Origin of the sequence: Brevundimonas pishanensis (assembly GCF_022750635.1) — a bacterium.
GTDB lineage: Bacteria > Pseudomonadota > Alphaproteobacteria > Caulobacterales > Caulobacteraceae > Brevundimonas > Brevundimonas pishanensis.
Genome location: NZ_JAJKBG010000003.1, coordinates 145,826 through 159,306, shown reverse-complemented (window position 1 = coordinate 159,306; position 13,481 = coordinate 145,826). Strand labels below are relative to the sequence as shown.

At 62.4% G+C, this 13,481-nt stretch carries 14 protein-coding genes and 1 other RNA gene; 9 read left to right on the top strand and 6 right to left on the bottom strand.

The window, feature by feature from the left end; genetic code table 11:
- Window positions 1-89: 89 nt before the first annotated feature.
- The 6 genes from LOX95_RS07120 to LOX95_RS07095 all read right to left on the bottom strand — a co-directional run bounded on the left by LOX95_RS07120 (window position 90) and on the right by LOX95_RS07095 (window position 2,567).
- Window positions 90-911 carry a TIGR00282 family metallophosphoesterase gene (locus LOX95_RS07120; RefSeq protein WP_242913781.1) on the bottom strand — a complete coding sequence of 274 codons (822 nt, stop codon included), beginning with the start codon at window positions 909-911 and terminating at the stop codon, window positions 90-92.
- The gene (locus LOX95_RS07115) at window positions 908-1,444 is read right to left on the bottom strand and encodes a 5-formyltetrahydrofolate cyclo-ligase (protein WP_242913780.1); all 537 of its coding nucleotides are present in this window, start codon (window positions 1,442-1,444) and stop codon (window positions 908-910) included. The genes LOX95_RS07120 and LOX95_RS07115 overlap by 4 nt, the downstream gene beginning before the upstream one ends.
- Window positions 1,445-1,497: 53 nt before the next feature.
- A non-coding RNA gene (ssrS, locus tag LOX95_RS07110) (6S RNA) lies at window positions 1,498-1,654 on the bottom strand.
- A gap of 50 nt (window positions 1,655-1,704) precedes the next feature.
- On the bottom strand, window positions 1,705-1,863 hold the full coding sequence (locus LOX95_RS07105) for a hypothetical protein (RefSeq protein WP_242913779.1): 159 nt from the start codon (window positions 1,861-1,863) through the stop codon (window positions 1,705-1,707).
- A 93-nt stretch (window positions 1,864-1,956) separates the two neighbouring features.
- A complete protein-coding gene (locus LOX95_RS07100) occupies window positions 1,957-2,271 on the bottom strand; it encodes a cell division protein ZapA (RefSeq protein WP_242913778.1) in 315 nt (104 codons plus the stop codon).
- Window positions 2,271-2,567, bottom strand: coding sequence for a hypothetical protein (locus tag LOX95_RS07095; protein WP_242913777.1), 297 nt, complete (start codon window positions 2,565-2,567; stop codon window positions 2,271-2,273). Before LOX95_RS07095 ends, LOX95_RS07100 begins: the two co-directional genes overlap by 1 nt.
- A gap of 112 nt (window positions 2,568-2,679) precedes the next feature.
- On the opposite strand from LOX95_RS07095, the gene tkt reads away from it, so the two are divergent.
- The 9 genes from tkt to fba all read left to right on the top strand — a co-directional run bounded on the left by tkt (window position 2,680) and on the right by fba (window position 13,460).
- A complete protein-coding gene (tkt, locus tag LOX95_RS07090; RefSeq protein ID WP_282452731.1) occupies window positions 2,680-4,656 on the top strand; it encodes a transketolase in 1,977 nt (658 codons plus the stop codon).
- A gap of 129 nt (window positions 4,657-4,785) precedes the next feature.
- Window positions 4,786-5,634, top strand: a complete 849-nt coding sequence (locus LOX95_RS07085) for an alpha/beta hydrolase (RefSeq protein WP_242913776.1) — start codon at window positions 4,786-4,788, stop codon at window positions 5,632-5,634.
- The gene (gene purT / locus LOX95_RS07080; RefSeq protein WP_242913775.1) at window positions 5,631-6,839 is read left to right on the top strand and encodes a formate-dependent phosphoribosylglycinamide formyltransferase; all 1,209 of its coding nucleotides are present in this window, start codon (window positions 5,631-5,633) and stop codon (window positions 6,837-6,839) included. The genes LOX95_RS07085 and purT overlap by 4 nt, the downstream gene beginning before the upstream one ends.
- A 118-nt stretch (window positions 6,840-6,957) precedes the next feature.
- Complete coding sequence (locus tag LOX95_RS07075; RefSeq protein ID WP_242913774.1) at window positions 6,958-9,033, top strand: carbon starvation CstA family protein; 2,076 nt, start codon at window positions 6,958-6,960, stop codon at window positions 9,031-9,033.
- Window positions 9,026-9,259 carry a YbdD/YjiX family protein gene (locus tag LOX95_RS07070; protein ID WP_345791439.1) on the top strand — a complete coding sequence of 78 codons (234 nt, stop codon included), beginning with the start codon at window positions 9,026-9,028 and terminating at the stop codon, window positions 9,257-9,259. The genes LOX95_RS07075 and LOX95_RS07070 overlap by 8 nt, the downstream gene beginning before the upstream one ends.
- A gap of 180 nt (window positions 9,260-9,439) precedes the next feature.
- A complete protein-coding gene (gap, locus tag LOX95_RS07065) occupies window positions 9,440-10,447 on the top strand; it encodes a type I glyceraldehyde-3-phosphate dehydrogenase (RefSeq protein ID WP_242913773.1) in 1,008 nt (335 codons plus the stop codon).
- 389 nt (window positions 10,448-10,836) lie between these two features.
- Window positions 10,837-11,025: a hypothetical protein gene (locus tag LOX95_RS07060; protein WP_242913772.1), complete on the top strand. Its 189-nt coding sequence runs from the start codon at window positions 10,837-10,839 to the stop codon at window positions 11,023-11,025.
- 54 nt (window positions 11,026-11,079) lie between these two features.
- Complete coding sequence (locus tag LOX95_RS07055; protein WP_242913771.1) at window positions 11,080-12,273, top strand: phosphoglycerate kinase; 1,194 nt, start codon at window positions 11,080-11,082, stop codon at window positions 12,271-12,273.
- Between the two features lie 122 nt (window positions 12,274-12,395).
- A complete protein-coding gene (gene fba, locus LOX95_RS07050) occupies window positions 12,396-13,460 on the top strand; it encodes a class II fructose-bisphosphate aldolase (RefSeq protein ID WP_242913770.1) in 1,065 nt (354 codons plus the stop codon).
- Window positions 13,461-13,481: the final 21 nt, after the last annotated feature.

Here is a 13,481-nt window from a genome sequence, read left to right as displayed (position 1 = left end):
CTTACCCTGTTGGTACTGAGGGTAAGATGCAAAAAAGGGCGGCCACAGATGCAGCCGCCCTCATTAAATCTTCTACAGATTTAGAGGCCTTACAGCGTGGGGATGGCCTGTTTCAGGCGGCCACCGATGCGGATGGGTTCGATACGCTTGGCAAGGCCGGTGCGATCGTCTGTTTCGACGAAGACGCCGCAGACCGTGGCCGGACCGTGGGCCGGAGCGTAGCGGCCACCCGACAGGCGGGTGGTGAAACGGCGCAGCGGCTCTTCCTTGTCGTTGCCGATGACCGAGTCATAGTCACAGCAACCGCCAGCGTCCGTCTGGAAGGCGGTGCCGCCCGGAAGGATTTGCGCGTCGGCGGTCGGGACGTGAGTGTGGGTGCCAACAACCAGCGAGGCGCGGCCATCGCAGAAATGGCCCATGCCCATCTTCTCGGCGGTCACTTCGGCATGAATGTCGACGATGACGGCATCAGCCACGACGCCCAGCGGAGCGGCTTCCAGTTCGCGCTCAACCGCGCTGAACGGGTCGTCCATCGGGTCCATGTGGACACGGCCCAGAACATTGATGACCAGTACGCGCATACCGTCAGGCGTGACGAAGACGTCGGCACCACGACCCGGTGCGTCCATCAGCTTGGGATAGTTGGCCGGACGGATCAGGCGCGGCTCGCGCACGATATAGGTCAGGGCTTCGCGCTGGTCCCACGAGTGGTTGCCCAGCGTGATGACGTCAGCCCCCGCGGCATAGATCTCGTTAGCGGTGTGTTCGGTGATACCGAAGCCGCCTGCGGCGTTCTCGCCATTCACGACCACGAAGTCGAGTTTAAGGTCGCGGCGAAGTCCCGGAAGGTGGTCTGTTAGACCATCGCGTCCGCTCTTGCCGATTACGTCACCGAAGAAAGCCAGTCTCATAGCAAGGCTCTATACCCGTTCTCGGTGAGAACACCATGCAGACGTATGTCATGCGCCTCGACAGGCAGGGCATCCACCTCCTGCCCTGCGAAAGCGAGACCTACGCGGACGGCCTCCGTCAGGACTTCAAACGTGCGGTCATAATAGCCGCCCCCCTGCCCCAACCGGTAGCCGCGCGCGTCGAAAGCCACGAGCGGCGTGATCACCAGATCAGGGACGATGGTGCTGGCAAGGTCCAGCGGTGCAGGGCATCCGGCCTCGTCATCTTCCAAAGGATCTCCCGGCGACCACAGGCGGAACTCCATCGGCTGGTCCCGCGAGGTCACGACCGGAAGGCAAAGCGTGCGGCCTTGGGCCAACAGTGCAGTGGCCAAGTCATCGGTCGGAACCTCGGCCCCGATGGCGGAATAGAGGGCGACAACTTCGCCCGCTGGCAGGCTCAAAGCCCGTGCGACGATCTCCGCGACGCGCTCAGGCTGGTTCAGCAGCTTGCGTTCGGCGCGCATACGGGTGCGGATGTCGGCTTTGTCCATGGCGCTATGAAACACAAAACCCCGCCCTGCGGAACAGGACGGGGTTTTGGGTTGGCGGCGCCACAAGAACCGTGGGGCGATGAATCCTCTCGAACCTGAAAGACAGGTGGGCGCCATATACTCAGGCCCTCGGGCCCATGCAGGGACAGCTCCCTTCGAGATGATTAAGGCCGGGAGGAATGTAGTCCCCGACGAGGGCCGCAGCTGACCCGCCAATGGCTTAGATAGGGCCAGCGGGCTTGCGGCTCAAGGGGCAAAGATCAGGCCGCCCGAACAGTTTTCGCAATCAGCTCGACCAAATCCAGTTGATCCTCGTCCACATCCAGCCCCGCGACCAGCTTGGGCTTGTGCCTAACCTTCGGCGTCGTCGTGCGTGGATCATAGCTGGGCTGGGAATCCAGCCAGTCCAGAAGGTCCAACTGGCGTTCGTCGCGTTTGCGCGCACGCGCACTGCCCCGCGCCGCACTGCGACGTCGTTTGGGCGACAGCGATGCGGAGTGGGGGCGTATCAGCTAAAAGCTTTGCGCCAGTTTCTCGAGACGGGAAGCGACAGCGTTCAGGGCCTCGGCCACGCCGTCATTGTTAGCCGGCTCGGCCACAGGCGCTGCCGGTGCCACACGGCCCCGACGGGCCTCTGACAATTCGTCGGCCAGCATCAAAGCGCCCATCAGGAACAGCTTCAGGTCACCGACCTGACCGACCTGATCGGCGACCTGGGAGACGCGGCTGTTGAACTCTTGCGCCAGTTGGGTGACGCGCGCTTCCTGACCGTCGGCACAGCCAACGGGATAGGAGCGGCCATTCACTTCAACAGTTACTGTCGCCATCAACGCGACTCCACTTCGGATACATCACTAGGGTCTGTAATGGATTCGCCGGCTGGCTGTTCCAGAATCTCGCGCACCGCCGAGGCGGCAGCCGCCAGCGCGGACGCGGCTTCCTGTCCGGCAGCTTCCAATTCGGCCACACGAGCGGCACTGCCAGCCTGAGACGGATCCGGCGCGAACAGGTCATCATCCGGCAAAGTTGCCGTCTTGGACTTGTCTTGCAGTTCCAGAAGCTTTCGCTCCAGCTCATTCATTGCCCGTTCAATGCGGGCCTTGGCAGCAGTCAAGGCGTCCATATGCGTCCTTTCTTCAGATTCGCTATAGAACCCGTAGGCGCGGCGGGGTAAAGCGGCGCCGTCCCCATTTCTCTGTTCTGAAAAAGGCTTTGCCGTGACAGACGCTCTTTCGATGTTCTCGAAACCCTCCCCGCAGATGATGGCAAACGCCATCCGAGTGCTGGCCATGGATGGCGTAGAAAAGGCAAAGAGCGGCCACCCGGGCATGCCAATGGGCATGGCGGACGTAGCGACAGTCCTGTTTTCGAAATTCCTGAAGTTTGATGCTTCGGCCCCGAACTGGGCTGACCGCGACCGCTTCATTCTGTCGGCCGGTCACGGCTCGATGCTGATTTATTCGCTGCTGCACCTGACCGGTTACAAGCAGGCCACCCGCGAACAGCTGGAAAACTTCCGCCAGTGGGGCTCAAAGACCGCAGGCCACCCAGAATACGGCCACCTCGAAGGCGTTGAAGTCACCACCGGCCCTCTTGGTCAGGGCATTGCCCACTCGGTCGGTTTCGCCATGGCAGAGCGCCATCTGGCCGCTCGCTTCGGCGAAGACCTCGTGGACCACCGTACCTGGGTAATCGCCGGTGACGGCTGCCTGATGGAAGGCATTTCGCAAGAGGCCATCGCGCTGGCCGGTCGTCTGAAGCTGAACAAGCTCACGGTGCTGTGGGACGACAACGCGATCACCATCGACGGCTCGGTCGCCCTGTCGGACTCAACCGACCAACTGGCCCGCTTCAAGGCTTCGGGCTGGGCGGTAAAGGCCATTGACGGCCACGACCACGGCCAGATCAAGAAGGCTCTGGCTTGGGCGACCAAGCAGTCGGTCCCGACCCTGATCGCCTGCAAGACCAAGATCGGCAAGGGCGCTGCCACCATGGAAGGCAGCCACAAGACCCACGGCGCGGCTCTGGGCGATGTCGAAATCGCCGCCACCCGTCAGGCCATGGGCTGGACCTCAGCTCCGTTCGAGATTCCGGCTGATCTGGACAAGGAATGGAAAAAGATCGGCAAGGCCGGTGCCAAGCACCGTAAGGCTTGGGAAGCCCGCCTGCTGAACCACCCGCAGCGTGACGACTTCACCCGCGCCATGGCTGGCGATCTGCCCAACAATGCGTTCGCCGTTCTGGAAGCCAAGCTGAAGGCACTGGTCGCCGATAAGCCTGCCATGGCGACCCGCCAGTCGTCGGGCGAGGCTCTGGCCACCGTCTTCGACGCGATTCCGGAACTGGTGGGCGGCTCGGCTGACCTGACCGGCTCTAACAACACCTTCGTCGCCAATACCCAGATCTTTGACGCCCCGACCTATCAGGGCCGCTATGTGAACTACGGCATCCGCGAGTTCGGCATGGCCGCCGCCATGAACGGTATGGCCCTGCACGGCGGCGTCATTCCTTACGGCGGCACCTTCATGGTGTTCTCGGACTACAGCCGTCCGGCGATCCGTCTGGCCGCGCTGATGGGCATTCGCGTGATGCACGTCCTGACCCACGACTCTATCGGTCTGGGCGAAGACGGCCCGACCCACCAGCCGGTCGAGCATCTGGCTGCTCTACGTGCCATTCCGAACCTGCTGGTCTTCCGTCCGGCGGACACGGTCGAGGCTCTGGAATGCTGGCAGGTCGCCCTGCAGAACAAGACCATGCCATCGGCCCTTTGCCTGTCGCGTCAAAAGACCCCGGCTGTCCGCACCACTGACGCTGGCGAGAACCTGTCGCGCAAGGGTGCCTATGAGCTGAAGGCCGCCGATGGCGCAGCCAAGGTCAGCCTGTTCGCGACCGGCACCGAGGTCGCCATCGCGCTGAAGGCCGCCGAAAAGCTGGAAGCCGAAGGCATCGCCACCCGCGTGGTTTCGGTCCCGTCGTTCGAGCTGTTCGCCCAACAGCCGAAGGCCTACCAAGACTCTGTCATCGCTCGCGGTACGGTCCGCATCGCGGTCGAAGCCGGTCTGGAACAAGGCTGGGCCAAATTCATCGGCGAAGACGGCGGCTTTGTCGGCATGACCGGCTTTGGTGCCTCGGCTCCGGCCGAAGTGCTCTACAAAGAGTTCGGCATCACCGCCGAGGCTGTGGTCGAACAGGCCAAGCAGCGCCTTTAAAAATCAGGCTGCTTAATCAGCATTGCAGGGCCGGTCGGGAAACTGACCGGCCCTTTTGTTATTCCATCAGGGGGTGACGTGCTCGCCCTCACGCGGTGATATGGCCAGCGCGCACATACGGAGATCGCAATGTTACGCATGTTGATGTTTGCTGCCTGTCTCGTTTTTGGCGGTGAGAGCGCCATAGCGAGCACGGGTCAGGCCGAGCCCTCACCTGCCCCGACAGCTGCGAGCAGTATTCCGCTCACGATCCTGTCGGATGTGATGGGCAAGGTGCGCGAGGTTAATGTGCTTTTGCCGCTCGGATACGAAACCTCGCAGGAGCGATATCCGGTCATCTATCTTCTGGACGGAGGTATGGCGCAGGACTGGCCTAGCTATAGCGCCCGAATTGGCGCGGCTATGGCTGACGGCCGCGTGCGGCCTGCCATTCTCGTCGGCATCGCCACCGAAGATCGCCAGAACGAGTTGACCCAGCGCTCGACCGACCGTCGCATCGCGCGCCAATGGCCCAACCACGGAGAGTCAGATCGTTTCCGCCGCTATATCGAAACAGAGGTCAAACCTCAGATCGAGGGCCGCTATCGCACGAATGGCGATGATGCTGTGCTGGGGGAGTCCGCCGCAGCCCTGTTCATCGTCGAGACTTATCTGCGACAGCCCACGCTGTTCGACCGGTACTTGGCAGTTAGTCCGAGCCTGTGGTGGGACCGCGAGGCTCTGTCCAAACATGCTGCGGCCCTGTTGGCCGCGCATCCCGAGGGCGAGCGGCAACTCTTGCTGACCATCGGCGACGAAGGCGGTCAAATGCAGGCGAGCATGGATCGTTTGGTCGCGGCACTGCGAAATAACCCGCCAAAGGGGCTGGTCTGGGCGTACGAACCACGCCATTCGGAGACCCATTCTACCGTCTTTTCGGCCTCGGCTATCGATTTCCTCAGCCGTGCCTATCCTGTGCAGGAGCCCGTAAATCCGTGAACCAACCTTTCCGTCTCGGCACGCCGCTTTCTGATTCCGCCGTACGCGTCATGCTGTTGGGCTCGGGTGAACTCGGCAAGGAGGTGGCGATTGAGCTTCAGCGCCTCGGGGCGGAGGTGATCGCGGTGGACCGCTATGCCAATGCGCCCGCCATGCAGGTGGCGCACCGCAGCCACGTCATCCCGATGACCGACCCGCAGGTGCTGAACGGCCTGATCATGGCCGAAGCCCCGCACATCATCGTGCCGGAGATTGAGGCCATCGCTACCGACGCGCTGGCCTTCATCGAGGATGCCGGTCTGGCCAAGGTGGTGCCGACCGCGCGCGCGACACAGCTGACGATGAACCGCGAGGGCATCCGCCGTCTGGCCGCCGAGGAGTTGGGTGTGCCGACCAGTGCCTATGCCTTTGCGTCGAGCGCCGAGGAACTGGCTGCGGGAGCTGAGAAGGTTGGCTTCCCCTGCTTTGTGAAGCCGGTCATGTCGTCCTCGGGCAAGGGCCAGTCCTATGTCGAGAGCGCCGACCAGATCGCGGCCGCATGGGACCATGCCGAGCAGTCGGGGCGTGTGGCGGGTGGCAAGGTCATCGTCGAGGGCCGCATTGATTTCGACTTCGAGATCACCCTGCTGACCGTGCGTTCGCGCGATGTCGACGGCATCACCCGCACGGACTTCTGCGCCCCGATCGGACACCGTCAGGTCAAGGGCGACTACGTCGAAAGCTGGCAGCCGCAAGCCATGACCGAGGCCGCGCTGAAGTCCGCACAGGACATCGCTGCCAAGGTCACGGACGCTCTGGGCGGCTGGGGCGTGTTCGGCGTCGAACTGTTCGTGAAGGGCGATCAGGTCTGGTTCTCGGAAGTCAGCCCGCGTCCACACGATACCGGCCTTGTGACCCTCGGCAGCCAACAGCAGAGCGAGTTCGCCCTGCACGCCCGAGCCATCCTCGGCCTTCCCGTCGATGTGACCTTGCGCGAGCCGGCGGCCAGCGCCGTCATCTATGGCGGGATGGAAGCGGACGGCATTGCCTATGATGGCGTGGCCGAGGCTCTGGCCGTACCGACCTCGGAGCTGCGCCTGTTCGGCAAGCCAGAAAGCTTCGAGCGCCGTCGAATGGGTGTCGCAATCGCGCGTGGCGAGACCACCGATATCGCCCGTACGCGCGCCACCGAGGCCGCCCGAAAGGTCAAGCCTGTCAAAGCTTAAGCTAGAACGCTTACGACCTTAGTCGCCCATTCCCGTACCGGCGGTTGCGCATCCGCGTTTTTGGGTAACAGTATCCTTCCGCAAGACCGCTTTTCAGGCGGCGCGGGAGGATACTATTTTGGGTAAGCTAAAGAGCGGCCTCATATTCGGGGCCATTGCCATACTCGGCGCGATTTCGGTCGGGGTCTTGGCGCTACATAAGGGCGAGAGCATCAGCGCCGTGTGGCTGGTAACGGCCGCCCTTTGTATCTACGCCATCGCCTATCGCTATTATGCGCGATATCTGGCCGGTAAGGTCCTGAAGCTTAACCCGAACCGTCCGACGCCTGCGGTCCGTCACAACGACGGGCTGGATTACGTCCCTACCCCGCGCAATGTTCTGTTCGGCCACCACTTTGCGGCCATTGCAGGCGCAGGCCCTCTGGTCGGGCCGGTACTGGCAGCGCAGATGGGTTATCTGCCCGGCATGTTGTGGATTTTGGTCGGTGTGGTTGTCGCCGGTGCCGTTCAGGACATGCTGGTGCTGTTCATGTCCACGCGCCGCGACGGCAAGTCACTGGGCGACATGGTCCGCACCGAAATGGGGCCCATCCCCGGTATCATCGCGCAAGTCGGCGTGTTGATGATCATGGTCATCATTCTGGCGGTGCTGGCACTGGTCGTGGTCAAGGCATTGGCCGAGAGCCCGTGGGGCACGTTCACCGTCGCCGCCACCATTCCCATCGCCATCTTCATGGGCCTCTACACCCGTTACCTGCGCCCCGGTCGTGTGGGCGAGGTGTCGCTCATCGGCGTGGTGCTTCTGATCGGATCGATCATTCTGGGCGGTCAGGTGGCCTATCACCCTGTTTGGGGTCCGGCCTTTACCCTGTCAGGGACAACGCTGGCGATCGCGATGATGGCCTATGGCTTCTTCGCCTCGGTTATGCCGGTTTGGCTGCTGCTGGCCCCGCGTGACTATCTGTCGACCTTTCTCAAGATCGGCGCGATTGCAGCTCTGGCCATCGGCATCCTGATCGTCCGCCCGCACATGCAGATGCCCGCCGTTACCCAGTTTATTGACGGCTCGGGTCCGGTCTTCTCGGGCGCACTCTTCCCGTTCCTGTTCATCACCATCGCCTGTGGCGCGGTCTCCGGCTTCCACGCCCTGATTTCGTCGGGCACTACGCCCAAACTGCTGGAGAGCGAAAGCCAGATCCCGCTCATCGGCTATGGGGCCATGCTATGTGAAAGCTTTGTGGCTGCCATGGCGCTGATCGCGGCGAGTGTGCTCGATCCGGCCGTTTATTTCGTGATGAACAGTCCGGCGGCGGTCATCGGCACCGATGTGAACTCCGCGGCTGCGGCTGTGGCCCAGTGGGGCTTCCACATTACGCCCGAGGCCCTCGACCAACTGGCCAAGGACGTCGGCGAACATTCGATCCTGTCGCGCGCGGGCGGTGCCCCCACCCTCGCTGTCGGCATGGCGCACATCCTGTCGAGCGTCATCGGCGGCAAGGCGATGATGAGCTTCTGGTATCACTTCGCCATTCTGTTCGAGGCACTGTTCATCCTGACGACTGTGGATGCGGGTACCCGTGTTTGCCGTTTCATGATTCAGGACCTGCTGGGCGTGGCCGTGCCCAAGATGCGCAATACCCAAAGCTGGACCGGCAATGTCATCGCCACCGCATTGACGGTCGGTCTGTGGGGCTACTTCCTCTATGCGGGCGTGGTCGATCCGCTGGGCGGCATCAACAGCCTGTGGCCGCTGTTCGGCATCGCCAACCAGATGCTGGCCGCAATCGCGCTGATGTTGGGTGTGGTTGTCCTGTTCAAGATGAAGCGTCAGCGGTTCGCGTGGGTGGCTGCAGTGCCGGCGGCGTGGCTGCTGGTGTGCACCCTTACGGCAGGCTTCCAGAAGCTGTTCCATCCGGATGTGCGCGTCGGCTTCCTGTCGCACGCCCGCAAGTATCAGGAGGCCGCAGCCTCGGGCGAGCTTCTGGCCCCTGCCAAGTCTGCCGCCGACATGCAGCACATCATCTTCAATGACTATGTGAACTCGGCACTGACGGCCGGCTTCCTGATCGTTGTGGTGGTAATCCTGATCTATTCGGTGCTGGCCTGCCGTAAGGCTCTGGCCAACCCTAACCCGACGGCGGTGGAAATCCCGTCGGAAGCCGAACTGCAGTTGGAAGGCTCGGTCCGTGCCTGATCAGGCTCTGACCCAGACGCTGTGCGATTGTCGCGACACCCTGCTCCGTTGGGGCAAGGACGCGCGTCGCACGGCCAGCCTGATGATCGGACAACCGGACTATGAGGCCTATGTGGCCCATGCCCGAGCTAATCATCCGGAGGATCCGCCTATGGATCGAACCGCCTTCTTCCGCCTGCATGAAGCGCGACGCTTTGGTGCAGGTGGCGGTTTCAAATGCTGCTGATTCTCGAACAGCCACGCGCCCCGATCCGGCTCAGCCGGGTCGGGCCTGCTGTTTTTTGGACGAAAAAACTGTTCCTGTAACTGATGTTCGCCATCTGTGAGCGCCCAAGGCTTGCACTTGCGCGCTCATCGTCCCATTGAGACGCCAAACTTTCGTCGTTCCTGACTTGGAGATCCAACCATGACCGTTCGCGTCGCCATTAACGGCTTTGGCCGTATCGGCCGTCTTGTTCTTCGCTCGATCGTCGAGCATGGCCGCAAGGACATCGAGGTCGTGGCGATCAACGACCTGGGTCCGGTTGAGACCAACGCACACCTGCTGCGCTATGACTCGGTCCACGGCCGTTTCCCGGGCACCATCACCTCGGGTGAAGACTGGATCGACGTCGGCACCGGCAAGATCAAGGTCACTGCAGAGCGCGATCCGGCCAAGCTGCCGCACGCCGAACTGAAGGTCGACATCGCCCTCGAGTGCACCGGCATCTTCACCTCGAAGGAAAAGGCTTCGGCCCACCTGACCGCAGGTGCCAAACGCGTTCTGGTTTCGGCTCCGGCTGACAACGCCGACAAAACCATCGTCTTCGGCGTGAACCACGAGACCCTGACCGCCGACGACATCATCGTGTCGAACGCTTCGTGCACCACCAACTGCCTGGCACCGATTGCCAAGGTTCTGAACGAACTGGTCGGCATCGAGCGTGGCTACATGACCACCATCCACGCCTACACCGGCGACCAGCCGACGCTGGACACCATGCACAAGGACCTGTACCGCGCCCGCGCTGCAGCCCAGTCCATGATCCCGACCTCGACCGGGGCCGCTAAGGCTGTGGGTCTGGTTCTGCCGGAACTGAAGGGCAAGCTGGACGGCTCGTCGATCCGCGTCCCGACCCCGAACGTCTCGGTCGTTGACCTGAAGATCGTCGCTGGCCGTGCCACCACCGTGGAAGAAGTCAACGCCGCTCTGGAAGCTGCGGCCAACGGCCCGATGAAGGGTGTCCTGTTCACCACGACCGATCCGCTGGTGTCGATCGACCTGAACCACGTCGCCGCTTCGTCGACCGCTGCCCTGCCGCAGACCCAGGTCATCGACGGCACTCTGGTGCGCGTGCTGAGCTGGTACGACAACGAGTGGGGCTTCGCCACCCGCATGTCGGACACCGCCCTGCAGATGGCCAAGTTCCTCTAATGCGTTTTGTGGCGGCTGTTGTGTTGTCGCTTTTGCTCCCGGCCTGCGAAGCTGAGAGCAAGGACACGCAACAGTCGCCACACCTCTCGATTGCCGATCTGACAGCCGAGCCCGTGACTTCTTTCGAAGGTCAGCTCGTGGTCGGAAATGGACCTCTCGACGTTTACGGCTTGGTCGCTCGAGGCCAACACCCGCAAGATCCTGCGCTTATTGTCGTAGAGTTGCTGACATCCCAAACGGCCAGCGCCATGCAACACCGCGGGATTAAGATCGACGTCCTCTCGACAGTCATCGATTTCGATTGTTCATCACTTCGCTATCGCAGGTCGCAGCAAATCAGCTACGCAGCGAGCGGTCAGCCCCTTGTACGTCTCAACAACGAGACATCCATGACGGACCTGCCCTCAAACTCCATCTTGGGCGTTGCCTGTGATCCGGGCTTGCCGGGTGTAGAAAACCGTAGCCATTTCTCGTCTATGCCAGAGTTTCTCGCCCAGGCTGATGCGGTACTCAAGCCACGCCGCGCCACTCTCGCACCTGTAATCGTTACCGCAACGCCTTCGACACGGCCGGACTAGCTGTCCCGACGTCCACTATCGCTCATGCGATCACGCTTTGACCCAGAGCTAAAAATGACCTTCCGCACTCTCGACGACGCTAAAGACCTTTCCGGCAAGATCGCCCTCGTCCGCGTGGACTTCAACGTTCCGATGGAGAACGGCGCTGTTACCGACGACACCCGCCTGCGCGTGGCCCTGCCAACCATCAACAAGCTGCGTGAAGCCGGTGCCAAGGTGGCTCTGCTGGCCCACTTCGACCGCCCCAAGGGCGAGCGCGTGCCGTCCATGAGCCTGAAGCCGGTCGTCGCGCCGCTGGAAGCCCTGCTAGGTGCTCCGGTGCGTTTCGCTGACGACTGCATCGGCGATGAAGCCAAGACCGCTCTGGCCGACACCGACGCTGGCGGCGTGGTGCTGCTGGAGAACGTTCGCTTCCAAAAGGGCGAAGAAAAGAACGACGCAGACTTCGCCAAGGCTCTGGCTGAAATCGGCGACATCTTCGTCAACGACGCTTTCTCGGCCGCGCACCGCGCCCACGCTTCGACCGAGGGTCTGGCCCGCGTTCTTCCGGCCTATGCTGGCGAGTCCATGCGCCGCGAACTGGAAGCTCTGGACAAGGCTCTGGGCACGCCGGTCAAGCCGGTGATCGGTATCGTCGGCGGTGCCAAGGTTTCGACCAAGCTGGACCTGCTGAAGAACCTCGTCGCCAAGCTGGACTACCTCGCCATCGGCGGCGGCATGGCCAACACCTTCCTGCACGCCCAAGGTGTCGATGTCGGCGGTTCGCTCTGCGAGAAAGACCTCGCCGACACCGCGCGCGAGATCATGGAAGAAGCCCGCCAGAAGGGATGTGAGCTGCTGCTGCCGGTCGATGTGGTTGTGGCCAAGGGCGTCAAGCCGGGCATCGAGCACGGCGTTCGCGCGCTGGACCGTATCGCTGCTGACGACCTGATCCTCGATGCAGGGCCCGAAACCGTGGCCCGCCTGACCCGCGCTATGGGTCTGTCCAAGACCCTGATCTGGAACGGCCCGCTGGGCGTGTTCGAGGTTCCGCCGTTCGACGCTGCGACCGTGGCTGCGGCCAAGGAAGCCGCCTCGCTGGCGACCGCTGGCAAGCTGACAGCTGTGGCCGGTGGCGGTGACACGGTCGCTGCTCTGAACCACGCTGGCGTGGTCGACGACATGACCTTTGTTTCGACTGCTGGCGGTGCCTTCCTCGAGTGGATGGAAGGCAAGGAACTGCCGGGCGTCGAAGCGCTCCGCGCCTGATTTTGTTAGAGGGACGGATGCCCGGTGTGTCCGTCCCTTTGCTTATCACCCGTATAACGTGACTTCACGGCGAACCCGCTGTAAGTCCGACCTCAAAGACACACCGTTTCTGGAGACCTCTGATGGCACGCATCACCCTGCGCCAGCTGCTCGATCACGCCGCTGAAAACGACTACGGCCTGCCCGCCTTCAACATCAACAACATGGAGCAAGGCCTGGCCATCATGGAGGCCGCCGACGCCGTCAATGCGCCGGTGATCATTCAGGCTTCGCGCGGTGCCCGCTCCTATGCCAACGATGTGGTTCTGGCCCGTCTGATCGACGCTCTGGTTGAGCTGTATCCGCACATTCCGGTCTGTATGCACCAGGACCACGGCAACGGTCCGGCGACCTGCGCCACCGCTATCCAGTACGGCTTCACCTCGGTGATGATGGACGGCTCGCTGGAAGAAGATGCCAAGACGCCGGCCTCGTACGAATACAATGTGGACGTCACCCGCCGCGTCACTGAAATGGCCCACTCGTGCGGCGTTTCGGTTGAAGGCGAACTGGGCGTTCTGGGCTCGCTGGAAACCGGCATGGGCGAAGCCGAAGACGGCCACGGCTTTGAAGGTAAGCTGGACCACTCGGCCCTGCTGACCGATCCGGACCAAGCTGTCGACTTTGTGAAGGCCACCAAGGTCGACGCTCTGGCCATCGCCATGGGCACCTCGCACGGCGCGTATAAGTTCACCCGCCAGCCGGACGGTGAAGTGCTGGCCATGAACGTGATCGAAGAGATCCACCGCCGCCTGCCGAACACTCACCTCGTCATGCACGGCTCGTCGTCGGTGCCGCAAGATCTGCAGGACATCATCAACGCCTATGGCGGTGCCATGCCGCAGACCTGGGGCGTGCCGATCGACGAGATCCTGCGCGGCATCAAGAACGGCGTGCGAAAGGTGAACATCGACACCGACAACCGCATGGCCATGACGGGTGCCATCCGTAAGATGCTGTCCGAGAAGCCGGCAGAGTTCGACCCGCGCTACTATCTGAAGCCTGCCAAGGAAGCGATGCGCAAGCTCTGCCAAGAGCGTTATCAGCAGTTCGGCTGTGAAGGCATGGCCGACAAGATCAAGCCGCTGTCCACCGCCCAAATGGCCAAGCGTTACGCTTCGGGCTCGCTCGATCCGCAAATCGGTTAAGATTAGACACCGAAGACTTCA